General features: G+C 41.4%; 26 protein-coding genes. 11 read left to right on the top strand and 15 right to left on the bottom strand.

Annotated elements, in window-relative coordinates; genetic code table 11:
- From H6H03_RS35805 to H6H03_RS35785, 5 genes are all read left to right on the top strand, one after another.
- On the top strand, nucleotides 1–144 hold a 144-nt coding region (locus tag H6H03_RS35805; RefSeq protein ID WP_190959758.1), incomplete at its 5' end, for a type II toxin-antitoxin system PemK/MazF family toxin.
- A 101-nt stretch (nucleotides 145–245) separates the two neighbouring features.
- The gene (locus tag H6H03_RS35800; protein WP_190959757.1) at nucleotides 246–1,958 is read left to right on the top strand and encodes a DEAD/DEAH box helicase; all 1,713 of its coding nucleotides are present in this window, start codon (nucleotides 246–248) and stop codon (nucleotides 1,956–1,958) included.
- 19 nt (nucleotides 1,959–1,977) lie between these two features.
- Entirely contained in the window at nucleotides 1,978–3,018 is a 1,041-nt protein-coding gene (locus H6H03_RS35795) for a hypothetical protein (RefSeq protein WP_190959756.1), read from the top strand.
- Nucleotides 3,019–3,206: 188 nt separating this feature from the next.
- Nucleotides 3,207–3,479: a hypothetical protein gene (locus tag H6H03_RS35790; RefSeq protein WP_190959755.1), complete on the top strand. Its 273-nt coding sequence runs from the start codon at nucleotides 3,207–3,209 to the stop codon at nucleotides 3,477–3,479.
- 104 nt (nucleotides 3,480–3,583) lie between these two features.
- Nucleotides 3,584–5,203 (top strand): transglutaminase domain-containing protein, encoded by a 1,620-nt coding sequence (locus tag H6H03_RS35785; protein ID WP_190959754.1) that lies wholly within the window; start codon nucleotides 3,584–3,586, stop codon nucleotides 5,201–5,203.
- A 46-nt stretch (nucleotides 5,204–5,249) separates the two neighbouring features.
- On the opposite strand, the gene H6H03_RS35780 is transcribed toward H6H03_RS35785, so the two are convergent.
- Nucleotides 5,250–6,107 carry a tyrosine-type recombinase/integrase gene (locus H6H03_RS35780; RefSeq protein WP_199339208.1) on the bottom strand — a complete coding sequence of 286 codons (858 nt, stop codon included), beginning with the start codon at nucleotides 6,105–6,107 and terminating at the stop codon, nucleotides 5,250–5,252.
- A 354-nt stretch (nucleotides 6,108–6,461) separates the two neighbouring features.
- The gene (locus H6H03_RS35775) at nucleotides 6,462–6,644 is read right to left on the bottom strand and encodes a hypothetical protein (protein WP_190959753.1); all 183 of its coding nucleotides are present in this window, start codon (nucleotides 6,642–6,644) and stop codon (nucleotides 6,462–6,464) included.
- A 903-nt stretch (nucleotides 6,645–7,547) separates the two neighbouring features.
- Here H6H03_RS35775 and H6H03_RS35770 point away from each other — a divergent pair.
- From H6H03_RS35770 to H6H03_RS35760, 3 genes are all read left to right on the top strand, one after another.
- Entirely contained in the window at nucleotides 7,548–8,906 is a 1,359-nt protein-coding gene (locus H6H03_RS35770; protein WP_190959752.1) for a M6 family metalloprotease domain-containing protein, read from the top strand.
- 239 nt (nucleotides 8,907–9,145) lie between these two features.
- On the top strand, nucleotides 9,146–9,583 hold the full coding sequence (locus H6H03_RS35765; protein WP_190959751.1) for a hypothetical protein: 438 nt from the start codon (nucleotides 9,146–9,148) through the stop codon (nucleotides 9,581–9,583).
- A gap of 287 nt (nucleotides 9,584–9,870) precedes the next feature.
- Nucleotides 9,871–10,239 (top strand): hypothetical protein, encoded by a 369-nt coding sequence (locus tag H6H03_RS35760; protein ID WP_190959750.1) that lies wholly within the window; start codon nucleotides 9,871–9,873, stop codon nucleotides 10,237–10,239.
- Nucleotides 10,240–10,403: 164 nt separating this feature from the next.
- Here H6H03_RS35760 and H6H03_RS35755 read toward each other — a convergent pair whose 3' ends face one another.
- The 11 genes from H6H03_RS35755 to H6H03_RS35705 all read right to left on the bottom strand — a co-directional run bounded on the left by H6H03_RS35755 (nucleotide 10,404) and on the right by H6H03_RS35705 (nucleotide 16,734).
- Nucleotides 10,404–10,661, bottom strand: a complete 258-nt coding sequence (locus H6H03_RS35755) for a hypothetical protein (protein WP_190959749.1) — start codon at nucleotides 10,659–10,661, stop codon at nucleotides 10,404–10,406.
- A 120-nt stretch (nucleotides 10,662–10,781) separates the two neighbouring features.
- Nucleotides 10,782–12,623, bottom strand: a complete 1,842-nt coding sequence (locus H6H03_RS35750; RefSeq protein WP_190959748.1) for a hypothetical protein — start codon at nucleotides 12,621–12,623, stop codon at nucleotides 10,782–10,784.
- A complete protein-coding gene (locus tag H6H03_RS35745) occupies nucleotides 12,620–13,156 on the bottom strand; it encodes a hypothetical protein (protein WP_190959747.1) in 537 nt (178 codons plus the stop codon). The genes H6H03_RS35750 and H6H03_RS35745 overlap by 4 nt, the downstream gene beginning before the upstream one ends.
- A 26-nt stretch (nucleotides 13,157–13,182) precedes the next feature.
- Nucleotides 13,183–13,899 (bottom strand): hypothetical protein, encoded by a 717-nt coding sequence (locus H6H03_RS35740; RefSeq protein WP_190959746.1) that lies wholly within the window; start codon nucleotides 13,897–13,899, stop codon nucleotides 13,183–13,185.
- A gap of 11 nt (nucleotides 13,900–13,910) precedes the next feature.
- Nucleotides 13,911–14,354, bottom strand: a complete 444-nt coding sequence (locus H6H03_RS35735) for a hypothetical protein (RefSeq protein ID WP_190959745.1) — start codon at nucleotides 14,352–14,354, stop codon at nucleotides 13,911–13,913.
- Between the two features lie 84 nt (nucleotides 14,355–14,438).
- Nucleotides 14,439–14,636, bottom strand: coding sequence for a hypothetical protein (locus tag H6H03_RS35730; protein ID WP_190959744.1), 198 nt, complete (start codon nucleotides 14,634–14,636; stop codon nucleotides 14,439–14,441).
- Between the two features lie 8 nt (nucleotides 14,637–14,644).
- A complete protein-coding gene (locus H6H03_RS35725) occupies nucleotides 14,645–14,905 on the bottom strand; it encodes a hypothetical protein (protein ID WP_190959743.1) in 261 nt (86 codons plus the stop codon).
- On the bottom strand, nucleotides 14,895–15,152 hold the full coding sequence (locus H6H03_RS35720) for a hypothetical protein (RefSeq protein ID WP_190959742.1): 258 nt from the start codon (nucleotides 15,150–15,152) through the stop codon (nucleotides 14,895–14,897). The genes H6H03_RS35725 and H6H03_RS35720 overlap by 11 nt, the downstream gene beginning before the upstream one ends.
- Nucleotides 15,149–15,385 (bottom strand): hypothetical protein, encoded by a 237-nt coding sequence (locus H6H03_RS35715; RefSeq protein WP_190959741.1) that lies wholly within the window; start codon nucleotides 15,383–15,385, stop codon nucleotides 15,149–15,151. The genes H6H03_RS35720 and H6H03_RS35715 overlap by 4 nt, the downstream gene beginning before the upstream one ends.
- Nucleotides 15,382–15,615: a hypothetical protein gene (locus tag H6H03_RS35710; RefSeq protein ID WP_190959740.1), complete on the bottom strand. Its 234-nt coding sequence runs from the start codon at nucleotides 15,613–15,615 to the stop codon at nucleotides 15,382–15,384. Before H6H03_RS35710 ends, H6H03_RS35715 begins: the two co-directional genes overlap by 4 nt.
- Nucleotides 15,616–15,618: 3 nt before the next feature.
- A complete protein-coding gene (locus H6H03_RS35705; protein ID WP_190959739.1) occupies nucleotides 15,619–16,734 on the bottom strand; it encodes a ParM/StbA family protein in 1,116 nt (371 codons plus the stop codon).
- Between the two features lie 306 nt (nucleotides 16,735–17,040).
- Here H6H03_RS35705 and H6H03_RS35700 point away from each other — a divergent pair, with 306 nt between their 5' ends.
- The gene (locus H6H03_RS35700; RefSeq protein ID WP_190959738.1) at nucleotides 17,041–17,211 is read left to right on the top strand and encodes a ribbon-helix-helix domain-containing protein; all 171 of its coding nucleotides are present in this window, start codon (nucleotides 17,041–17,043) and stop codon (nucleotides 17,209–17,211) included.
- A gap of 543 nt (nucleotides 17,212–17,754) precedes the next feature.
- Nucleotides 17,755–20,697, top strand: coding sequence for a plasmid replication protein, CyRepA1 family (locus tag H6H03_RS35695; RefSeq protein ID WP_190959737.1), 2,943 nt, complete (start codon nucleotides 17,755–17,757; stop codon nucleotides 20,695–20,697).
- A 630-nt stretch (nucleotides 20,698–21,327) separates the two neighbouring features.
- Here the strand turns inward: H6H03_RS35695 and H6H03_RS35690 are convergent.
- Both H6H03_RS35690 and H6H03_RS35685 read right to left on the bottom strand, forming a co-directional pair.
- Nucleotides 21,328–24,303, bottom strand: a complete 2,976-nt coding sequence (locus H6H03_RS35690) for a Tn3 family transposase (protein ID WP_190959759.1) — start codon at nucleotides 24,301–24,303, stop codon at nucleotides 21,328–21,330.
- A 120-nt stretch (nucleotides 24,304–24,423) separates the two neighbouring features.
- Complete coding sequence (locus H6H03_RS35685) at nucleotides 24,424–25,338, bottom strand: tyrosine-type recombinase/integrase (RefSeq protein ID WP_190959736.1); 915 nt, start codon at nucleotides 25,336–25,338, stop codon at nucleotides 24,424–24,426.
- 76 nt (nucleotides 25,339–25,414) lie between these two features.
- On the opposite strand from H6H03_RS35685, the gene H6H03_RS35680 reads away from it, so the two are divergent.
- Entirely contained in the window at nucleotides 25,415–25,618 is a 204-nt protein-coding gene (locus H6H03_RS35680; RefSeq protein WP_242058152.1) for a helix-turn-helix domain-containing protein, read from the top strand.
- Nucleotides 25,619–25,708: the final 90 nt, after the last annotated feature.

Genomic DNA, 25,708 nt, shown 5'->3' with positions numbered 1-25,708 from the left:
TTACCATTAGCTTCCAAAGTACAGGCGCAGCAGGTACGAACAATTTCTAAGCAAAGGATTGTGTCAGAGGTGGTAAATAGTTTAAATGAAGAGTTGATGCAATTAGTAGATGCTGCTCTCAAACTCCATTTAGGGCTGGAGTGAGTGCCAAAGCTTCCCGTCTCGACAATAATTTTCTTGGCGGGAAGCTAGCTTTATGGTGTGCGGTGAGTGGTCAAAAGTAGCTTTCTGGGGTGCGGTGCATTATGGAGAAAAACTATACATTCAAATTCAATTCTTCTACTGCCTTAGAAGCTCTCAAAGCAGGTAGATATGACCCTATTAACTTCTACGAAGCGCGTTTAGACCTGTTTAGCCTCTCGGTAATGGCAGACTACGATCAGCTAATTTGCCTGCCCACGCTAACCGCTATTGACAAATACTGGTATCAGATTGAAACAGCCCGAAAGGTACTTAGACAACTGGGTGGACGTGCATTACTAGCGGATGAAGTAGGATTAGGCAAAACCATTGAGGCGGGACTAATCATAGCCGAATACTTAGCTAGGGGTATGGTACAGTCCATGCTGGTGCTAACTCCCGCATCCCTAGTTTCTCAATGGCAATCAGAGTTAAGCGATAAATTTAATATTTCTACTATCACCACAGATAACCGTGACCCCCAACAACCTATAGACTCTTTCTGGACAGATAATAAGCGAATTATCGCTTCATTAAACACAGCTAAGTCTGCTAAACATTATCCTCATGTCACCAGTCGCACTTGGGACTTGGTTGTTGTTGATGAAGCCCACCACCTGAAAAATCGCACAACCCTAAACTGGAAGCTGGTCAATGCCCTCAATAAGCGGTTTATCCTTATGCTCACCGCTACACCAGTGCAGAACTCCCTTGTGGAACTGTTTAATCTGCTCACCCTCCTCAAACCAGGACTGCTACAAACAGAAGCCGCCTTTAAAAAAGAATATGTCGATTCTAGGAATGGAAGAGTCCCGAAAAATCCCGAAAAGTTACGCTCTCTGATGCGGGAAGTGATGGTACGAAATACCCGCGCCCTAGTAGATGTCAAATTGCCCAAACGCTTCGCCACCACAATTACCGTTACCCCGGCTGACGGCGAGGAGAAACTTTATCATGACTTGAGTGAGTATCTGCGGAGAGAAGAATATTCGCTAGATAGACTCTCCCGTACCAATTTGCTGATGCGTGCTGGTTCATCCCCTGGTGCTTTGGCTGATTCCCTCAAGCAATTGACTCTTCGCTTGCCTGATGATGAACAACTCAAGTCTTTGGCAAGACGGGCTACCCAAGTCAAGCAGGTCGAGAAAGCAAAAGCTTTGGTAGAAATGCTTTTAAAATCTCGCCAGAAAACTTTGGTCTTTACAACCCATAAAGCAACTAGCACTTATTTAGCCCAAACTCTACAAGCTGCAAATATCCCCTTTGCGGAATTTCAGGGTGGAATGTCCCTTAAGCAGAAAGATGAGGCTATAGCCGCATTTCGGGATCAGGTTTCTGTATTGCTGGCATCCGAAACAGGCGGGGAAGGTCGTAACATTCAGTTTGCCAATGCCATCGTTAATTATGACCTCCCCTGGAACCCAATGAAAATAGAACAGCGCATTGGTCGTATCCACCGCATCGGACAAACCCAGGATGTTTTTATTTTTAACTTTTGTCTCAAGGGCAGTATCGAAGAATATATTCTGCGGATATTGCACGACAAAATTAATATGTTTGAACTTGTCGTTGGAGAAATTGAAACAATTTTAGGTAACGTGGATGATGAATTTGACTTTAGTGAAATTGTTATGGATATCTGGCTCAAGCATCAGGTCAAACCCGAATTAGATACAGCCTTCGAGCAATTAGCAGATAATTTGTTGAAAGCCAAAAACCAGTATCAGCAAATTCAAGAACTCGATGAGCAGATTTTTGGCGAAGATTTTGAAGCTTGAGAAATTGATTTAATTAGATATGATTTCCGACCCAATTATTGCTACCTTAGAAAAAATTGTTTCTCTGCATGACGGAATAGCAGAACCCGCTAGTGAACACATTTTAAATGCGTTATTAACTGAAAATATAGCATCATTACTTTCTCTACCCGAAGAAGTTACATTTACTACTAAAGCTGATGTACCTCAAAGTGTTTTTGTAACTTATCATTCAGAAGTATTAAATAAGTTATCTGACCTATTAGCTACTAAAGGACTTATTACCGCCTTGGGCGTTAAATTTGATGGCTATTTAAAAACTACAGGTTTTGAAAAGACTGTAACAGATAAATTTGTAGTCCAAAATGGTTTAATTCGTTTTTTAGATGCTAAACCATCAACCACTCGTTACATCTTGTGTAATGTGGCTTATACAGCGAATGCGGATGAAAAAAGGATTGGTTTAGTTTCATTCATTATCAATGAACTAACAGGAGTGACACCAGTAGAAATTGGTGATGCTTTGTTTTGGGAGTCAGACAGAATCTCTGTCGATGATCAAGAAACCCCATTATCTATACCTATTGATGAGTTGTTGAAGTTAATTGAACATCAAAGTGCAATATTGGTTGGAACATCTCTAGAGAATTGGCAGGCTAAATTAGCAAGAGCAAAAGCCAGAGATGAAGAAAGGCTCAAGGCTTATTACAACACCATTAGCTCAGAAATTCGCCACAAAATTGAGTCAAAACATTTAGAGGGTGATGATAAAGATAAGGAAATAGCACGAATTGAAGCCACTAATAGAGAGTTAGAAAGAAAATTGTTAGATATCCAAGAGCGTTATGCAATGAGTGTAGAAGCTTGGTTACACAGTGCAATGATTATTCATCTACCTACCGTACATATTCAGTGTGAATTGCAAAGAAAGAAAGCAAAACGAACTGTAACAGCAGTTTGGAATCCGTTCACTAAAATTATTGAGCCACTTCGCTGTGAATTATCAGGAGAACCTGTTTACGATTTCTATTTAGATGATCAATCAGCTAAAATTATCTCACCGACAGTTTGGAGAAAGTAATTAGCTAAGAATTACGGTACAGCCTTTTTATGATTGTCCTTTGTTAACGGCAGATGTGAAAATTCTTAACTAGACTGATGGGCAAACACTGAAGTAGTATTGAATATTTATGAATGAACTAACACAATATACCATCTAAAAATCGAAGTACGGTTGACATTGCAATCTCACTCTTAAGAAGTATGCGTTTGACTGGAATCTCTTTCATCAGAGAGGTGGATTTAGTTAGAGGATTTTTTTCAATGAATACAAATTCCTCTAATCAATGGATGTCAATTACTTTTTCCTTATATAATCCTCAGATTGGAAACAAAGATTTTTTTGCTGCTCTGGGTGTTGGCGTTCACTCTGCGGAAGATTACCTCAATAATGGAGGTGATCAACGTTTAAACGATTTAGTAGCAGTAATCAAGCCAAACGCAAATAGATTAGCCATGACTCCAACTTTAGTTAAAAATTAATAAATTCAATTTAATAATGAAGGCTATGGGGTCGATGTTTAAAGGAAATTGGTCATTTGCAGATCAAACCATCATGAAAAAACTTTTAAATCAAAGAGAGAATTATGAACTCGATCGCTTCTATCATCAGACCTTGTTGCTTTGGGAATTTGCAAGGGCTGGCTGCTTATAAAGAGGATCAGTTTCTGATTCTGGATGGCGATAAAGGATATATTGCTACTGTTGACAGCAGCAATAACACGACCATCATTAATTCCGGACAAACAGACTATTTTCGGTATGCGTCAGGATTAGATTACTATCATCATCAAATTTGGTACACCAAAAACAAACGAGTGTTGAGAATTCAAGATGATTTCTCATCTGAACCAGAGGTGTTTGCGGTTCTCAACCCCAGAGTTTCAGGTGTGGTTGTCACAAAAACAGAAGTCTATGTGGTTACCACCACCAATAGAATCTATGTATTTGAAAATACCCAATCGGCAGGAACACCTCAACCCATTCGAGAATATGATTCACCAGGGGCTGACGTTGATGACATTACCTTTCATGACGGTCATTTGTGGGTTTGTGATAGTGCTGAGCAAACAATTTACTGTCTAGACCCCAATACAGGCAAAGTCAAATACAACTTTCTGGTTCCGTTTGAATCCCCAAAAGGGATTGCGTTCTCGAAAGATCAGTTATATGTCGGCTACTCAAATGAGGAAGCTGTCATCAAAGATGATGGGGCAGGTGAAACCCTCGATTTAGTGATGAAGAAAAAATCGAGAAACTTCATTCATCGGTTGCTATTCCAGCACAATGAAAACAAACACTACACAATGTCAAGAGGTTACTTAATTGAAGCCTCCTATATGGAAGAAATCGACCCGATTAGGGATGCACAAGATATTGATGAACCTTTTGAGTGGTGGATGAGCTTACCTAACGCGACTGAACGTCAGGAGGTGGTCGAGATTCATTCGATTGGGAAAGACTTCACAATTCAGCAAGAGGACGATCAAAAGTATGCTGTGTTCAAATTCAAGCGGTTAAATCTCAGAGACCGGCATGTATTTGGCTGGAAGGCACTCCTTAAGGTTCATGCCATTAAATATAATCTGACTCCAGCAGATGTGGATGAGCATTTAGAGTTGCCCGATGACATGAAAGACAGATATCTCAAGGACGACGATAATCTTGCTATGCATACGCCTATCGTCAAAAAGGCAGCACGGGAGGCAACCAAAGGAGCGACCAATATCCTCGATCGAGTATTGAAGATTAGGAATTACGTCTATGAACAATTGACATACCGTATGGAGGGAGGGACTGACTCTCCTGATGTGGTGTTAAAGAGAGGAAACGGTTCTTGCGGTGAATATTTGGGCGTTCTGATGGCCTTAATGCGTTTGAATGGGATTGCCTGCCGGAAAGCCGGGCGTTATAAAGTCCCTTACTACAAGGTAAATCCTGAAAGTAGAAACGTTCCTATTGAGCCTGATTTTAACCATGTGTGGGTAGAGTTTTATGTTCCTGGCTGGGGATGGATTCCGATGGAGTCGAGTGCAGACGATAATGAGACCGGAAAGTGGACTATGCGGTATTTTATGGGTCTTCAGTGGTATCACATTCAGATGCAGCAAGGCTCACCCTTTGAATACGTAACAGGAACCGATAACTCAGTTGGTGTTTTAGGTATCAATTACATCAGGTTTAGAATTTTAGAGGAACTGAATTAGGCATTGAGCCGAGATCCTGATACCATTGACGAAATATTACTTAACATTAAAACGGCTCAGACCATCGCTTAACTAAAACCTCCCCAGAACTCCTATCAGGGCTTACGTGCAGATATTTACTCGTAGTATCCAAACTTGTATGCCCTAAAGTAGCCTGAACCAAATGCACTGGAACACCTTCATCTAATGCGTGGGTAGCATGACTATGCCTAAACCAATGCGCTGAAACATTCATGGCATTTTCTAATTCTGCTGCTGCCGCCGCCCGCTTCACCACCCGGTCAATATGAGAAGGGGCCAAGGGTCTACCCGTCGCACTGGCAAACACAGGCGCATCCTTCAACGCCTCACCGCGCAGTGACATTAACTCCAGCCATAGCTCCTGGGGAACGTGAACTCTACGAGTACGCCCACCCTTGCCGTAAACATTAATCTGCCCACCACCACCGCGAGAAGCAATCGCATCTTTCCAACGCAACCCACACAACTCAGAAACCCGAATCCCAGTTAAATAAAGAGTCTTTAAAATTAACCGATTGCGCTTGTCGGTCGTCGCCGCAATCATCGCATCCACATCTTCTGGCGCAAGGATGCGCTCAACCAAAGTATCCTTCGGCTTGGGCAGCTTGAACTGTTTGGGAATCGGACTGCGAGTCAGGGGCGGTTTCTCCATACTGGTCACATAGGAAAAAAACGCCTTGAGAATATTAAGATGCTTGACCTTAGTTGTCGGAGCCTCTTGCAGAGAATCTAACCAATCCCGAACGTGACGGATCTGAATATCAGCGATCGCGTCCACCGAAGTAAAACTTAGAAACTTGTGAATGGTATTTTGATAAGATGCCCTAGTTTTACCGTGATGCACGTCCAACCATTCTTCCACCAACTCTGTCAGCGTTCTCATTTCCCGGCTCAGGTGTATGATGAGTAGAAACCTACTATTACATCCCATTATCCCAGAAAAGCTTATTCTTTCGTCAACGACTTCACACACTTAACCCAGGCTTATCAATCGCACCGCCCACAACCCTCATTCTCTCGTTGATTGATAAGTTTTACTTAATTGGGTTCACTCAGTGGAGGAATGCACTATGAAAGCCGGATGTCACACCAGATTTAAAAGAAATTGATATCAATGACCCTAGCGTGATATCAACGCTGCCTAGCAGCCCAAATCCAAGATTTTCACCCCAGGTCAACCATTAACGGCAGTCTGCACCAACGTCTACACGGCAGTCTACCCCAAATTACGAAAATGTTAGTTGCGAAAACCTTCAACATCGTGAGAGGTTAAGTAAATGATTGCTTGAGAAGCATCATTAAAACCAATTTCACGGCAATCAATAGCTTTCCTAACAGTCCATTCAAAACTAGGTTCATTGGCAGCATTTTGACCAATAATTGCAGCACGGATGTATTTTTTAAATTCTTCATTCCACAACCCATCTAATCTTCCCTGTCGTATGAGTTCTTGAGGAATACTTAGTTCTTCCCCTACGACTAAAAATCTAGAGTTAGCTTCAGAACTAACTAAGTATTATTATTTAAAAATTCCTATACCTTAAGATAGAGCTTAGGACTAATAAGTAATTTATAAAACTATGAGTTTTTATTGAATTAAATTAGAATAAATAGCCATTAATAGCTAAAAAAAATGTTATATGAAGCTTTCATCACTTATCCTCAACATTTAGGTAAATCTCGCTCAAAACAGTTATATAAAGTAAAGTTTTACAGGGGCGAATGTATAAAACAGCTATATACTGGCTTTAGTAATAAATACTCCTATTGAGAGAGTAGGTAATAATTATTTAAGCGTATAACTGAGTAATGATTTATAGCAATGCTGCTAATAAATGGTAGGGAGTTTCTTTGATATTGCACGAAATTGTAGTAGTGTAAGCTGTTGGTTCTATATTTTTCTTTAAGACAGCATCAATGTAAGCAAATTAGCCCGTAATCCGGCAATTTGCAGGAGTGATAAATTCCAGAGTTGTCTTTTTTTGAGTTAATCAGTATTGTTATGTAATTCCTAGTTTTAATAGTCAGGAATTTATTCCAATAGATTAACTCTAATCCAATAATTGATAAGAATTGAACAGCAGCGATGCCTTCTAGGTCGAGAATTTACAAAAATCTCTATATTCAGTCGATAGTTCCGCCTATTGAGCCTGCATCTGGGCAAATTTTTGAAATCCTTGAGACTGTGGTACTTGACTTTAGCTTTTTGCTCTTTAGTCAAAAATGAAGTGCCAGATATTATCACAGATTTTCGATAACATTTCTGAATTTTCAACTGTTTTAGCTTTTCACTCTTTTTGAAAAAAATGGCAGGTTTCGATTTATGTTTTCAAAAGATAACTGTTACTTAGTTGCCGCTTCACCAGAACTCCGAGCCAGATTTCTCCGCACTAAAGAATTATTGCAAGCTGGAGACGGATTGCCTGAAGCAGCAACAATTGATGTTCTTGATTTACGAACTTTCAGCTTAATTAGCAGTAGACGCAAACGCATCCATACGACAACTGGACAACTGGCTCCAGTTGTTGGTACAAGAAGAGCTTTAGTGCTTTTGGTAGACTTCTCAGACAATAAGGCTACTCAAAACCAAAAACACTATGCAGATATGCTGTTTTCTAGCAGCAACGACGGCACGGTGAGCTTGAAAGATTTTTACTGGGAAGCTTCTTATCACAAACTGACGGTAACTGGTGAAGTAAGCGGTCAGGGAGGAGCTACAAATGGTTGGTATCGCGCTCCAAGACCATACTCCTATTACACCAACAATGATTTTGGCACGGGTTTTTATCCACAAAATTCTCAAAAGCTAGTGGAAGATTTAGTGGATTTAGCAGACCCATTTGTAAATTTCGCCAACTACGACAATGATGGCGATGGAATTGTAGATGCTCTATTCATTGTTCATGCGGGTTCTGGCGCAGAAGTTACTGGTGACAAAAATAACATCTGGTCGCACAAGTGGGAAATTTCACCAAAAACTGTAGATGGCGTAAAGGTTCAAAGCTACAGCATTGAACCTGAAGACGGAAAAATTGGTGTATTTTGTCATGAATTAGGACACGTATTTGGATTACCAGATTTGTATGACACTGACTACAGTTCATCTGGTACTGGTGATTGGGATTTGATGGCTGCTGGAAGTTGGAATAATGGTGGACAAACACCAGCCCACCCAACTGCTTATTGTAAAGTTAAACTCGGATGGGTAAAACCCGTAACAATCTTCAATAGCCAACAAAATGTCACTATTAAACCCTATGCTACTAATGATGGACAAATCTACAAACTGCCAATCAAAGAGATTAACAGTAAGGAATATTTCCTACTTTCAAATCGTCAGAAAAAAGGGTTTGATGGCTACTTGCTAGGTGAAGGTCTAATCATTGAGCATATAGATGAAAACAAAACTGGTAATACCAACGATACTCACTACCTAGTTGATATTGAACAGTGTGATGGCAAGCTAGACCTGAATAAAGGTGCGAACCGTGGAGATGCTAACGATCCATTCCCTTGTGGTATGAACAGTTCTTTTACAGACAGCACTACACCTAGCAGTAAAGCATACGATGGTTCTGATTCAGAGATTGCGCTCACTGAGATCCAACGCAAAGGAGATAACATTACTGTAGATATCAAGTCTGGGGTACTACACGCTCCTAAGATACCTGTAACTCGTTAATCCCTTTTGTCTTGTAATCGTCCCTTGCATCAGCATTCGTAATTAGTTTGGAAGTTGCTGCTACCGTAATCAATGACTTGAAAACCACTGTCAGTAATGCCTTCGTCATGCTTCAGCAAGCAAGGTAGTAAAAAGGATATAAATTCAATATCCTGAACTGAAAACATTACACCCATGAGGTTGCTGAATTAATAATGTTTTTATTCAGCAACCTTAGATAAATTAGAGTGGTAAGTAATATGAGTAAAATCCTACAGTGGTTATTATTTACTGTTGCTTTTGCTATTGGATTATCAGGATTTGCTATAAATGCCACTTCGCTTAACTCTGGCAGACATGATATTACGGTGGAAATTTTAGGGGGAAAACATTTTATGACATCGAAGTTACAAGGGATAATGGCAGCACCTAACCAAAGTGAAATAAAAGCAAAGGTTTTGCATATCGAACAATCTAAAGAATTTCAGGATAAATGGTATTTAGAGTTAGAAATTTTAGAAAGTAAAAATATAACAGGTGGAAATTTTGCTCAGACAGGAGATAAAGTCAAAGCATTTACTATTCAATCTAGCCCGAATTTTTCAACTAATAATATAATTACTGCTCAAGCCGAGTTTTTAGGTGATGCACACGGTGGCTTCTTTAGGCTGAACAATATTCAGGTAGTCAAAGAATAAATTTGAGTATCAGGCTCAGTGGAACATTGTTATTATTACACATAGTTATTTATTAGCTTATCACCGATTAAACTTCAAGAGCGATTGCAGTTCTTGTGGAACTTCTATTTTGTAAGATATCCTCTATACTCCTGGTTGATAAATCGTTTCTATCAAGCTCGTGATATCGACTGTAGGCTACAGATAATGAAAGCCAAGAAATGCCCGTGAGTTAAATATAGGCATCATAATTATGAACTTGGGAAGAAAAATACAAAAAGAATTACAGACTAAAAAAAGGAGGATATATGAGCAAAGAAAAAGAAGAGGCTAATATAAACTTTTTTGAAGAACTGTTTAGTAATTTCATTAATAACCGTTGCGAAGTCTTAGGAGGTTTGCTCGGAACTTTTATTGGTTTGGGTCTTTCTTGGATATCTCAACAATATGTATACAGTCGTTTAAGAGACCTAAAAGAATGTGCTGAAACATATAGATTTTGTGCCGATGACTGGCTTCCTTTTTGGGTGCAAGTTCACGAAATTATTAGTGATTCTAGAGTCGCCACCATAATGAATACAATTGGTCTTGTTGTAGGAGGTACTGTTGGTATTTTTATATTTAAATATTTAAAAAAAAGTATTCACTCAATAAATCGGCGTGAGAAGAGAAAATAATTACATCCAATGAGGTCGCGGTTTCAGTAATTGGGACAGAACTAGCGAAGCTGCTACAAGCCGCCATGCACAAACTGAAAATATTGCTAAGAAAGGGTTGCAAAAATAAAATTGCTTTTTGAGGCGAAATTCTCAACAAGTAAGATCCTCAGCAAGCGTATTAATTAACTATCAAAAGAAATCGGCTTACCGTTGAAATGATTGTAAATATCCTCTGGGTTAAACCAGTTTGGCAGTGTGCGCTCTGCCTCTTTTAACTCCTCGCCATTATCATCAAGCAAGCCGCGAATAATCTTGACCCTGGTCAGTGGTGTTTTACCATTAGCTGAGAATTTTTGAATGAGGATTGTACCGGCCTCCCTCATTGCTTGTGTGCCTTCTGGATAGCTGGAATTCGTGTCATTGTGGGTAATACCAGTCACATAAGCTTTTGCTTTCCTAGTGTCTGTCCGATTAGTTTGTAAAACTTCTGTGCGGGTGAACCTGTCTAGTTTCTGTCTAGATGTCTGTCGCGTCTGTCCCTTGTTATATAAGGATTCTGTCTACTTCTGTCTGTCCTCTAGGTCTGTCTGATTTTGGGCAATTTCGATAGTATTAGCATCCAGCCAGACGGCCAGACTGTTTTCAACTAACTCATTAAACAGTCGCTTCAATTCCTCCGAACTGAACCGTTGACCCTTTACCTTAAAGTTGGGCTGTATCTCCTGTATGACTGCCGATGTTCTTCCGGTGCGCTGGAGGTATTGCAGCAATGATTGGGCTAGTGGTGTTAGGGATGGGGTAGGGCTAGATTCTGCCTTGCTACCGATATTGATTTCTAGTTCATAAATGCGCTCTAAAGTGGCTTTATCTATGGGTGGAATTGGGTGAGATTTTGTTGGCCTAGTATCGTTAAAATCAGATATTTTAGCTGTCATAGTCGGCAGATGAACATCAAGCCATTCGTTAGAACTATCGAGTTTTACCTTGGCTTTACCCGTTGATTTGGGCTGTAGTGTAATTGGGTCAACAAGAGCCAAACATTCAACTTGAAGCATTTTAGAAACGAGATTATGCAAACTCTTAATGCCGAACAAACACGCCTGAGTATTGTTGTGAGCAACCACCGTCAGGGGCATCTCTTGTTTGCGGCTTTTAGTGAGTGCTAACTTGCCGAATTTTGACAATAATTCCTCATCTTTAATAAAATCTCCATAGGTGGTTGCCTCCTCACAAATTAGAGATAAAGCTTTCCCCTCAGACCACAGTTTTTGTCGCCATTGGTCTTCACTTAAAGATGAATTGTTGAAGGTTTTTAGCCGTTCTTCTAGTTCCTTAACGTAATCGCGGATCTGCTGCTCAATATCCGACCAGGAGTGGTAACTCTCAACTCCTTTCCATTCTGCGCGGTTGCTATCAGGGTCAAGTACAACAACACGGTAGCCAGCTTCTTTTTTCTTCTTTGCAACATAACGAGCCAGCCAAGATTTACCACCCCCTTGGTTGCCCCATATAAGAGCAGTTTGTTTGATTAAATTCTGTACCCATGCCGTTTTATTCTCCTGTGAAGCGATGCCTTCGGCAACCTGACGGAACGCCGGCTGTTCTCCCCCAGTCACTTTATCGTTGGGGTCAATCGTCCCCTGTAGAGTCTGACTCCCTTGTAGATAGGGCGTTTTCGTGTCGCGTAGATGCTTAATGTACTCTGCCTTTTGTTCTTCACTCATCCCCGCCGTTTGCGCCTCAAAAATAGCGTCAGATGCCTCCATTTGGGTAACTTCAATTTCCGTGTGGGCGTAAATCTCTGCTTTTTGGATATCAACAGTGCGATCGCCGGCGATTAAATCCAAATCGGCTTGTAACTCTACTTCTTTAATAGCAACGTCTTTGTAACTGTCCAGTAGCTCTGAACGTGCTGCCATTTCTGCTTTTGCAGCATCCCGTTTTTGGGCAATGTCTTCAAATACGGCTCTCTGCTTCTCCTCATACTGGCAGTGCCTCAGCATCCACCCAGCTAGCGCAAATCCCAGGAATCCCCCAAACGCCCAAGACGCCTTGTATGGGTTGGTCGCTTTCACCAGCCCGTTTACTCCCATCGCTGGGTCACGTACTACTTGGGGGGGCATTCCATCATTCTTCCACTGCTCCCAATAAAAGGGAGTCATGCGGAAAGGTCGGTTATTCTTGTCCTGACATACCAATGTTTTCAAAGGGGTTTTGATGCAGAAGTAAATTCTGTCGCTGCTCGTTCCCTGCCACGCCATCGCCGCAGAGCTAATTCCCACAGTCAAACTAAGCCCAATGGCAACAGCTTTCTTGTCCATTGGCAACTGACCAAACCACTTCATGAAACCCGATTGTTGCGACTCGGATAAAGTTTTATGTTTCTCACTTAAATAATTCATTTATTCTTACCACCACCAAATAGAAAAAACATTAATATCACTAGAAATATGGTCACTCCTGCACCATCCATCCAACTTGAATCATCAGCAGTTTTTGGCTTATATACCGACTCAATAGAAGTCTTAACTGTACTAGTAGAAATTCTCGATTCATTCCACTCACGAATAGGTTCATTGAGCGCACACAAGAGAGCTAGTGATGCACTGCAACCAGTCATTAAATTAGTGACGAAATTGTTAAAACCTTCACCCGTTGCAGTGGCAGTAAAATACAGGTGTGCAGTACCCACTGCTAGGAACATTCCAACTGGGTGAACCTGCAACAAATGAAAGGTGAAAATTACTGCACTGTTTAAGCAACTGCCAGCGACAATTTCACAAGCATTACCAGCACGTCTAAATGTTCTAATTCGATTGTTTTCTGGTAATGCTTGTGGTTGTTCTGGTTGCTTAGATTGTTGTGGTGTTTGTGCCAGCCCTTCATATAGAAAAGGGCTGACGTTAGTTGATGAATCACTTTTTCTAACTAACATCAGCCAAGTCCTTATTAATCAATTACTTATCTGTCGCCCAATTTGTTCCACAAGTTACCCAACATCGCACCCCAACCTCTTACTGTTCCTGTTGCAGAAACACTCGATGATGGTGCATAACTAGTGTGTTGAATTGGTATTACCTCCTGGGGTGTTTGGTTCGGTTCTAATGCTCTGGAACCAAATCTTGCACGGGCTAAAAGTTGTTGGCGTTTCTCTCTCAATCCCGTAGTAATTGCTTGACGTTCAGCCTGCACAGTTTGTCTATTTTCTATGCCGCTAATCTTGTTTTCATGTCTCCACAATTCCGCCTGTAAATCTTGGTGTAATTGTGCAGCAACTTCAGCTAAAGCGTGTTTACGCTTTTGGTCAATTCGCAATAGGTCTGCTCTATCTTGGGCATCGATTTTACTCATCTCAGAATCAAATTCTGAATTGAGTTTGCGAATTTTGGCGATGGCAGTTGCAACATGAGAACCGTATTGCTTTCTTAATTCTGTCCAAGTTACCTGTCCCTTGGTCAGCTTCTCCATCGCCTCAAAGACGACCTTGGCATTGTCCAAAAATGGCTCTAATCTGTCCGATAATTCTTGGGCATTATTGGCATAGTCCGCAAACTGTTCGAGCTTGTTGATGTCTGAAAGATAGCCCAGAATATCAGCTTCAAATCCTCCCCAAGTTTGCGCTTTCTCATCGATATGGGAACTATGACCAACTACCGGATTACGTATTGCAAAATCCATTGCTGACACTCCTAATAAGGTATGTTGTCGTAGTTGATATCGCTGTTATCTTGGGGTACTTCATCCCAGTAACCCATGTCCTCAAATCGGCTATAAATTCTCGTTGCTAATTGCCTTATGGGGTCGTCAAAATCTTCAGAGATTAAATCAAATCTGTTGCAGCCAAATGCCAATATATTTGCAATGTCAGCATCAATACCGTTGCCTAAGAATTGACCAAATGCAGCTGCATAAGGATGGTCATCGATGGTTGAATGAGTTGCTAGAAATTCCGTCCCGGTGAAAGGTGGGTAATCTTCAATCTCTTCTAATGGTGTGTCAAGTGCCTCGATATCCGCCTCTATCATTGCCGCCCACTGTTCAGGATTTTCTACTTTGAACTGCTGTAGTCTAAGGGCGGAATCGGTCAGGGGTGAACGCCCCCAATGGTTGGGATTTTTGTAGTCAAGTGTCATGCTGGTAAAATCCTAATTGTGTGATGTACTTGATGCATCAGATGGGCGATCGCCTGCCTTCCATCTCAAGCGATCGCTCTCCCATTACTGAAAAAAGCCTTCTCTTGAAACGTCCACAGTTGAAGCTGTGGCTGACCATTGCAGAGTATTGAAAAACTGGCTAACATCCCCAAGAGTTACGTCACAGTCAAAATGTAAGACTTGATATTGTGGATGCTGCCTAATTTGGGTTAGCAATTGTTGGGCTTGTGCAATCAATTCTGGCAGTGGTTGATTATTCATAATTCACCTCAAAAAATTGATAATTGCAGTGATTCAGAGCTAATAACTGAAGCATTAGTAGACATCCCTGACACCTCATAACAGCGAGTAGTTAATGCCTTGTGATTGAGCAGTAAATCAGCCTTCTTTCGTTGTCCAGATAGAGGGCGAAAGTGATACTTTGGATGCTGGATTGTGCCTGTTCTAAAGAGGTACTGGTACAGCGTTCTATCAATTTGGTAAACCTTGGAATTGGTTAGTAGGGTTGAGTCATAGACTCTATTTAGCATAAGTTTCTCCCTCAACTTGGGAATAAAACTCGATATCTAAAATTGCTTCGTGAATCTCTAAGAGTGCTTGAATGGCATCACCCAAACGCAAATCATTCGATGTGCTGAACCTTGAGGAGCCTTCAATTTGTTTGTAATTTGGTGATGCTTGGACAAACCTTAGAGTCTGTTCGCAACCCAAAAGAATGGTCATTATTTCGGTTGTTGTTAATGATGGTTGTGTCTGCATGGTTTCTTGGTTGCTCATACCTTCTTAGACCTCTTTTTTGTTTTGGATAATTCTGGCTCCAGTTGTGTCGAGGCTGGCTGCTCTTTTGGCTTTTGAAGTACATAGCTGATAGCCCCTGCACCACCCACAGTTGCGGCGATAATGAACATATTGTTTTTACCCATGTACTGCACTCCGAAGTAGCCCAATGCAATAGCAAAGGCTGTTGCACCAATGCCAAAAAGCGTGTTCCTTAATGTGGATTTGGTCATGCTGCTCCTTTGAAATTAGTGACCATTGCGCTAAGTGCAGATTTATTTGGCTGTGTAGATTGCGCTGTTTCGGGTTTTGGTGATGTTTGCACATTACCGTGTTGAAAAATCAGTTTCTCTACACCTGCCGAAAGTGCTTGTGTCGGTGCATCTTGGGGTAAATCAAAAATCTTGCACAATTCAATTACTGCTAAGTAGGAGATAGTTATACGCCGAGATTCGTAATTCATTAATTAGGCTCCTAGAGATATTTGACTTAATAGTTTCAAGCCCAATGCATTGATAAATTGGGGATTTTTCAAGACCAGAAAACCTAAAGAGGCAAGATTTTGATCCACCACTGGCAAGGAAACACCCCCACCCCAGGCGACAAGGTATTTAGCGCGGTCTAGATAATTACCAGCAGTCACGAAATTGGCGAATTTCTCAATTCTGGTACTCCACCAAGAGTCAAGACATTGGCTATACTCGGTTTCAAACTTCTTGCCAGTAAGGTGGTTGCCGCCGTATGTGAAAGTGCCCTCTAGAATCCCTTGGTTAACGAGACTAGGCGAGTGCTTGACATCCTTGGACAGCAGACTTACTCGGTCGTTTCGCTTGTCGAGGGCTTCTGCAATCATCGAGTGCAACTCACCGGCTCCGCCCTCAATTAGATGGCGGTCTATGACTGCACCGCTGCCGTTGAACACGGTTACAAGCCAAGTTGATGAACCGATATCGAGAGCGATCGCCAATTCCGAGGGGTCAAGAATTAGGGACGCTTCACCGAATAAACAATGAGCAATGCTTCCAAAGCCTTCGGGGTATATGCCAGTAACGTTGATTTCAACTGTCTTGCTGACAATGGAACGAGTAAGTGGGTGCAGATGTTCAAAGGTGTGAGTCCCCGATACTCTGCGTTTAATCTCAGTTGCCCAGCGTTCTGGGTTGTGGTTGCTCAAACTAATTGAAAGCTTGACACCATTGGGAATATTGAGAACTGCCAAATCTGCAAGGATGCTTTCTAGTGCCAGTTCTGCTTTTTTGGACTTATCTTCGTGTAGCAGGGTGTGATCAGCCTGTGCTAGAGCTGCACTGCCCCAGAAGAATTGAACGTCTTTTAAGTCAAGCCGCGTTCCTTCGACATACCGCACCCATGCCCCATCTTTTGAGATGGTTTCGTGGTGCATGAGGTTGCGGTTGCGAACAAGTGAGTATGCGGCTGGCATCATGATGGAAAAATCACCGATGATTGCCTTGCCATATCCTGCTCCTGCGTCCTTACCTCCTGTAAGGTCAGTTAGCCCGGAATTGGCAAGCAACTCTGCTTGAACGAGCCAGTTTTTGGCATTGGTGTATGTGGTTGTCATGGTTCTGATGGTTGGTAAAAGTCTTATTTATCCTGGCTTTGGAGAATTTATCGGCTGAAGTGCCAATAATCCACACATCCAGTTCAAGGCTTGCCTAAACATCACTTTCTGGCTTCTATTGCCTTTGTTGGGTGACTGCTTTTGGCTGACAAAGTTATTATAGCATCTAAATAGATGCACTCTGCTGGTATTTAGATGTAGAGTCAGTTTAAAATAGATGTAGTTAACAGCAATACCGCAGCAGTTTAAACTTAAATAGGAATCACAACGTATGATTTAGGAGGCACTTTGAAGCAAAAATGATGCATGACCAAGCGTTTTAGTGTAACGCTACCTGATACCGTATTTGACCAGCTTGAAGCACTAGCTGAGAATCAAGGGCGAACTACTGCTAATCTAGCGGCATACCTAATAGAAGTAGGAGTCCGCAATATGAAGGTAGAACCATTGCCAACTGAAAGAGAGAAGAAAAAATGACCGACCCAGCACAACTAAGGATAGTGCAGCGCAGAGCCTCAATTTCTTGAATAATCATCAACTCTTGTTGGATAATTTCAAGTAAAAAGCTACAGTCTTGTTACATATAAGACAGCCAGAAGTTCTGTAAAATCAGGAAGCAGTGAAATGAAGCGTAAAACGGAGGTGAATATACAAAAGATACAAAAATTAAAAGGACAAAGCGCAACTAAGTTATGAACGCTTTGCCCAATGTAGAAAATTAAATATTTCAAGTATTGAGAAGCGGGGTTTATCTCTAAAGAACCAAAAAAGTGGACTAAGGTCGGAAGCTGAAGACCACATGATTGGCAACAGAGATTGTTCCGCGCTGCTTACTCATATTATATGGGTTGCTGTGGAAATTTCTATATTTTCACTGCCAAATTTTGCTCGAAATTTATCAAATTTTTTGATAAGTAAAAATTTTCAAGAAGCAAAACAGCAAATCTTGTAGATATAAGATGTAGCAGCGCGATAAACCCCTCAAACTACTGAAAACCACCGTATTTGAGGGAAAAAGCTGTGAAAAATAATAACTGTGTACTTCAACAGATTGAAGTCACACAGAGGTACGAGATTATATCCCGTCCCTCTGACATAGAAGCGCACCACTGGAATGAATGGTTAGCCAGTGCTGTTGACCCTGGAATTATTGCATTAAACGTCATTTCCGTATCAGGTACAGCTTCCTACGATTACCTGTTCTACGGTCAAAACGTCCCCCGGCGTAACGACGGACGACTCAGAGACGGGATACTGAAGAAGTATCGCCACATAGAAGGACTCAATTGGTGGTGCAATGGCGTTGACCCACTCAACGATTACAAAGAGATGCAGTGGGGCGGGATGAAACCGGATCGCCCCAGGCGCGACGCGAACAAAGTTCATAAATTTATCAAGTACGAACACCCGCTACGAGTGCCTACACGGGCATTCTTCCTGGCAGTACCGGATTACACCTGGGAGAGTGTGGCCGCACGATATGAAAAACCGATCGGCGATGAAGATCGCGCATTAGGCTTCTGGCATTGGGTATGGAAGTACAACATCCCTGTTGTGATTTGTGAAGGGGCCAAAAAAGCAGGGGCATTGCTGACAAATGGCTATGCGGCGATCGCTCTGCCTGGGGTAAACAGTGGCTACCGCAATCCCAAAGATGAATTTGGACAGCCCACAGGAGAAAAACACCTAATTCCGGAGCTGCAACACTTCGCCACCCTTGGGCGACCCTTCATCATCTGCTTTGACCACGACACCAAGCCCGAAACAATCCAACGGGTGAATGTTGCCATTGTCCAGACCGCCAAGCTGTTAACGGCTTGCGGCTGTCAAGTCCTAGTTACACAGTGGAGTTACCCCGAAAAAGGCATTGATGATTTAATCGCTGCTAGGGGCAAGGCTATTGCTGATGAAATCATAAAACTAGCACTGAGTTTAGAAAAATGGCAGGTCAAAGAGTATAACCGACTATCCTATCAACCTGCACTCGTCCTTAATCAGCGTTACCTGGGAGAATTGTTAATCCCAGAATCCGCTAAACTGATTTTGCTCAAATCTTTTAAAGGTTCAGGTAAAACCGAATCCTTTGCCCCGATAGTAGCTGAGGCAATCGCCAACGGTCAGCCCGTTATTCTTTTATCGCACAGAGTACAGTTAGCCCAGGCGATCGCTGACAGGGTAGGCATCCCCTACATCACCGAAGTCAGAAACAGCGAAACTGGCATATTACTGGGTTTTGCGCTGTGTGTGGACAGTTTACACCCAAATGGACAAGCCAGATTTAACGCTGTCCACTGGAAGGAACCCCTAGTAATTATTGACGAGTCCGAACAGGTGATTTGGCATTTGCTCTCAGCCAACACTGAAGTTAAGAAGCACCGAGTGGAAGTCCTCAACCAACTTTCACAGTTGTTCAAAAATGCCTTCGCCCCAGGACGGGGTAGAGTCATCCTGGCTGATGCTGACTTGTCTGATTTATCGCCAGAAATGGTTATGGGTCTAGCAGAAACCAAAGTTACCCCTTGGGTGGTGGTCAACACCTGGAAGGGTCAGCCTTTGAACATTTACCACTACAGACAAACTACACCTATCAGCTGGTTAGCTGCCTTAGAAGCTCATATTAAAGCGGGGGGTAAGCCGTTTATTGCCGTTGACGCTCAAAAAGCCAAATCTAAATGGGGAACCAAAGTTTTAGAGGCTAAGTTAAAGAAAAAATTCCCCTCACGCAAAATACTCCGCATTGACTCCGAAACCATTGCCGACCCAGAACACGAAGCTTATGGCTGCATTCAGCGACTCAACGAAATATTAATGGAGTATGACATTGTGCTGGCTTCCCCATCCATTGGTACGGGGGTGAGCATCGACATTAAGGGGCATTTTACCAGCGTTTGGGGATGCTTCCAGGGGGTAGCTCCAGAAAATGCCACCCGCCAAGCTTTAGCCCGTGTACGTGAGGAAGTAGAGCGCCATCTGTGGGTTGCCCGTCACGGAGTCGGAAAGGTGGGCAACGGAGCTATGAACCTCAAATCACTCCTAGCCAGCGAACACAAACGCTTTCAAGCTAATTTGAGGCTGCTACAAGATGCTTCACTGACAATAGACGGGGATGAAATCAACATCAACCGCACTGCTTTAACCATTTTTGGTAAAATGTCCTGTCGGATTAACGCTGGTATGATTCATTACCGGGAGTCGGTGCTTGAAGCATTAACCGACGAAGGTCACAACATTATTGATGTTGATGACAACAAAACCAGAATCATATTAGAAAAACAGATTACCAAGCAGAGAAACGAACTCTACAATGCTGAGTGTGAGAATGTCTCTGCTGCTGATACCAGCCATTTGACCCCGGCTAAATATGAGGCATTACAACAACAACGCTCTAAAACCACTGCTGAACGCAACATTGAGCGTAAATACAAGCTTGAACAGCGTTACGGTGTGTCAGTTACCCCGGAACTGGTGAAAAAAGACGATGCTGGCTATTACCCACAGCTAAGGCTATGTTATTACCTGACTGTGGGTAGAGCCTATGTTGAGTCGCGCGATCGCAAACTGGGGGAAAAGATGCTTGCCTGCAAGAGCGCATGGCTACCGGATTTTAACGGCGGTCAGCTAGGTTTGGTGATTCATGCCTTAGAAATGTTTAATATCCCCAATTTCATCAAGAGCGATCGCTCACTCAGGGGGAGTGATGAAGACTTGGTACAGATGGCTAACAATGCCCTATCTGTTAAATGGCAGGTGAAAACCGTTCTGGATATTACCCTAAGTGATAATGACAGCCCCATCGTCATCTTGCGCCGCTTTCTGAAGAAGATAGGGCTGAAACTTAAATATAAGGGTCGAGATGGAACTGGCGATCGCCAACGAATTTATCATGTGGTTGGTGCTGACGATGGACGCTATGAAATCTTCCAGCACTGGCTGACTAAAGAGAAAGAGAAAGCAGCAGCTTAACCACAATTCCCAATTCTCCACCCAACTAAATAGCTGTGCGCCGTTGTAGCCTCTTGACTACAGCTAATCTCGTCATGGGTTGGTTACATCGAATCCGCGTTTTTAGAGGGCTAGTGAGCTATTGGTGCAATGGTTGACGAAGATATAGCCTCTTTCATGTCAGTTAAGAGTCACGTCCACTAACGGTAATTAAATAGATAAACAAGTTTACTGGACAAGTAATACAATCCCATCCTCATCAACCCCTCAAACCCCCAAAATTTCTATACAGTGTTGGGGCGGCTGGCGCTTAATGCCTCCCCAAGCATGGGTAATGTGCTTTTACCGTAAAAAGCATTGTTAGCACATTAATAATGCTGCTAGGAGGAGTTCAAATAATGTGCCACTAAGGTATTCCACATAAAGCGTGCATAATAATTGGGGAAGAGCTGGCGAAGCTGTCACCAAGTGCAAACTAAACAGTTTAGTTTAAAAACCAAGCGGAACCATAGAAGTTTCTCTTTCTTCAAGGCGATTTGTTGGGATATGATCAACGCAAGCTTTGGGGCGATCGCCAAAACAGTGTTTGATGCACTCGCCTGACTAAAAAGGTAAAAGCGAAACAAGAGTTATATGGTTGGACAAAAGTGGTTACGCAACAGTCTCAATGGGCAAACGTTCATTCATATCCAAGTTGAAAGTACCGTAAGGATTGATATGCAGCCAAATCAAAGGTGAAAGCGCCCGCAAGTCTTGTTTTTTCATGAGCTTCATCCATTGAGGTTGTGACAACACCTGCTGAATCATCAATGTATTAATATACACCAAGGAAATTTGGAGCAGATGCAAGGATAAAATAGCCAACTCCTGATCTTCTAAACGATTAGTAGCAACTTCTCCACCCTTACCATAAAAAATAAAACTGTTAGCACTATTCCAATTTTCAACGACATTCAACCCATCATTAATTTCTCGACGCAGTTCTAATGAATGCAAATATTGACTCAAAAAAATCGTCTTGACAGCTTTGCCTAACTCAGATAGAGCTTGATAAGTAGGGTGTAATAAATTTCCCCTAGTGAACCGTTTTAAAATCGCATCTGTTTCAGCCATTCCTAACCTGAGTGCAGTGGCGTACTTAATCATTTGGTCATACTGCTGACGAATTAAATCCCAGTTAATTGACCGCGTGAGAACAGGTTGTAAATTAGGATAATCACTAGCACTTCCATTAATTGGTAAATATAATTTTTGCACATTAATGCGTTTGAGACGTGGCATTAACTGAAAACCTAGCAGATGACAAAAAGCAAAAGCCACCTCACTTTGTCCATGACTATCCACAAAATTCTTCTCGACCTTCATCTCGGTACAATGGCGGAGTAAACCTTCAATCATAGCTGCCACTTCACTACTTGAACAGGTTTTTAGCTGTGAGTAGATACAGACAGAATTTTTTTCAACATGCCAATAAATCATCACACCACGCCCACCATAGCGAATGTGCCACTCCGTCATTAAATTCTGATCCCAAGCACCAAACTTTTTAGAATCAGAAGCACAAGCTGCCGTACCTTCTCCCCAAATATGCTTTAATCTGGTTCCAAAAATAGCATTGGCAATGTTGGTAATAGCATTGCGTAATTGTTGTTTGTGAATATAAGCACGTTTAACGTGTAACAACTCCTGATAACTACTGCCTCCTATTTCATCACTTAAACGCTTCAGTCCAGTATTTGTCCCCAAACCATACAAACACAGTAACAATCTCTTTTGTAATAGGTTAGAATCTAATACTTCCCTAGTTAAGACTGATTGAAAATGTTCAGTAAAATTCACACGTAAATCTGTTTCTTTGAGGACATCCAAAAGACTAGTCTTCGGCCAACGGCGATTGATTTCAGTCTTTAAGCGGTATAAATTTATTGGTTCACTTTGAGGTTTGAGGGGTGAAACGCAAATTTTCGATTTTCCTTTGTTTTTAATTTTGACGTACTTGTTTTTTGGTAATCCTGATTCTAATTGACTCAGGGCTGATTGCATTTTCTGCTGTAAATCAGTAATAAACTCTTCAACATCGTCCGGGAGTTTTAGCGCCTGAAAATATTCAGTCCGTTGGGACTCAAAATCCGTTGGTAAATCCTCTTCAGGGTTACGATAACGATAGGCTCCAACTACCCAAATTTCTTTACATCTTAATTTCTCTCTTAATGCTTGCAGTACACTTAATTCATAATTAATTCGATTTACTTTGATATCCCCATCACTATTCTTTTCCAAAATTAACTCTTGCCAACCACTACGCAGTACACCTTCAATAGGAATATCTTCTGTTGAGTCATAGTATCGTTGGTTGCTGTGAGCATATTTTTTGAGTAATTCTAGTGCTTGAATTACTGGACGATGAACCTCATTATTGGAGCGAAATTCCAGTTGCTGTAAAATTAATGGTAAAATTCTGCGGTAATGTCTGCCATAAGAAGAACGCATAACAGTATAAACTCGTTCGCGGTAAGCATTACCTGTTGATTTGTATTCTTTAACTAAATTTTTAAGCGTTGTTTCACTCACAACTGGAAAAATAACATCTTTGACAACTCCATCTGGTTGTTGTAAAGAAGCTTCTGCCATTTGAAATAGTAAATTAGTCTTGCCATTGACTTTTTTAAAGTCTTTCAGCAATTCTTGGTCTATACGTTTTTCAGCTTTTGTTCCTATACGATGTACGATTTGAATAATCAACTCTACTAAATTATCTACGATTTCTTGACTTCTTAAAAGGGCGAAAATAGCAACTAAGGTGTAACGAATAGGTTCAGGATGACGGCGTAAGTCTTTGGGATATTCAACAACTACACGCTGTTTATATTGTTGTAAAATTTTCGCAGATATGTTAGTGAATAAATCTGGAGGTAAATCTAGCTGACGCAAAATCGATAATTTTTCTATTTCTTTTTGAAAACTTCCGACACCAATCCGGCCTGGGTCTAATTTCAATTCATTCCAGACCGATAACGCCTCCTCATCGATATCTAACTGAGATACTACTGACAATGATTGCTCTTCAATCTTCTGAGGTTTGAATAAACTATCTATTTGCTCTTTAGTCTTGTTAGACAACTGAGCAACAGTTCTTTGAAAAAAATTTGACTCAAAACTAGAGAGAGCAGAGCGAGTGATACGTTCTAGACGACTTTGAGTAGGTGGTTCAATTTTTAATTCTCTTAAACGAGATATAGCTGCACTTTTAAGTTGCTCATATTTTAATTCGTAAATCAATGCTTGTTCTGTTAGCCAGTCTGTTAGTTGAAGAGCGTCTTTTTTACTTGCTTCTCGAAATCCAAAAAATTCTCTAATTTTCTTGCGGTAGTAAATTATCGACCGTCCTTGCCAATTACATTCATGGTAAATACTGGGAGAAATCTTGAGTTGTTGTGTGACATAGTTAACAACAACAGCAGGAATTTCATGCTCTGATTCAGGAAATCTCGCTTCTAATTCAAAAAATTTGAGTAATAAAGCAAAAATTAAGCGATTTTGAGGCTTTTTATGCACTAATAGCTCTATTTCGTTTGGTAAAAGCGTCCAACACTCTACCAGTTCTTCTGGTTGCCAGTTTCGTTTCATCATCCCTCACTCACTTAACCCAAAGTATTGTATCTTCTTTGGGCTACACAGCTATTTACAAATGCTTTCTTCTGTTTTTAGTGCTGATAATATTGCTGTACTGCCAAGTAAAAAGGCTGGTTAATTAAGAGTAGAATTATTGGAATTGAGCAGCACATCAAACGCCATCCTTGCAGAGTATTCGGCTTTTTGTGATGTGACTTTGGAATAACGTAAAGTTGTTTGAATGCTTTCATGTCCCATCAGCGCACGCAGTTGTTCAATGCTGATGATGCCTACACGCTCGGTAGCAAATGTATGACGTAAATCGTGGATGCGTACCCCGTTAAGTTCCTGATATTGGTTGGTAATTTCTTGCCAATAGTCATGCAAGGTGTAATAGCTGAGGCGACTGACCTTTAAAGTAACTGGATGCTGTGCTGTAAATAAAGCCTCTGATTGTTTATGCCGAGAGTGATTGAGGTAATTTTCAACTGCTCTTGCGGCATCTTCACTATAAAAGCACCAACGCTGTTTATTTCCTTTTCCTAATACTTGGAATTTCCAAGTTTTCAAGTCTATGTCTGATAAAGAGAGTGCTAAAAGCTCTCCAATTCTACATCCTGTGCGGTGCAATATATGTACTATGGCATTGAGTCGCAAGTCAGATTTTACAGCTTTATATAGTATTTCTAGCTGTGATGGTGTTAGATATCTAATTGTATCGTCACTTTTATGCTCACCTTTTTCTCGGTCACAAGAACGCTGTTTTAATCCCCTAATGGGGTTAAATTTTATATAACCTTGTTCTACCGCAAAATTTAGTAGACTTTGTAGTATTGCTTGATGCTTGTGATGAGTTGTGTATTTTAAATGACTCAGACTATTTAAATACTCAACTATTGTTTGCTTACTAATGATTTCTATTGCCCAACTTCCGTATTCACAAAGCAAAGGTGAGAGCGTTACAGAGTATGTCTCCCTGGTGGTTGGTGCTAGTCCAGGTCGGTCTAAAAATTCCGTCGCTACTGTGGCTAATGTAACAGCTTTTTTCACCTTAAATTGTGTGATTACAACCAGGATTTTTGTTCTCAAATTATATATCTTTTGAAGTAAATTTTGACAGTTTTTTATGGATACTTCTCAAACCCCGCAACCTGGAGAATCCCTTGCTGACTATTTGGTGAGAATCAGGAAATTTAAGCAGATGACTCAGTTTGAGTTGGCTATTGCGGCGGGAATTCATTCTCGCTCAGTTGGCAAGATTGAACGTGGGCTGACCACCAAACTCAACCAAAAAACTCTACGCGGGTTGGTGGCATCGGTGATAGGTTAAGATAAAGCGCATTTTGTCAATCAGTTAAAATACTCAAAATAAATTAGATGGTAATGATAATCGTGCGGGTGGGAGGGGAAGGAGGCGAGC

The sequence above is a fragment of the Nostoc paludosum FACHB-159 genome (assembly GCF_014698835.1).
GTDB classification, from domain to species: domain Bacteria; phylum Cyanobacteriota; class Cyanobacteriia; order Cyanobacteriales; family Nostocaceae; genus Nostoc; species Nostoc paludosum.
Note: the sequence above shows the minus strand (reverse complement) of the source record. Positions and strands in the feature narration are given on the sequence as shown.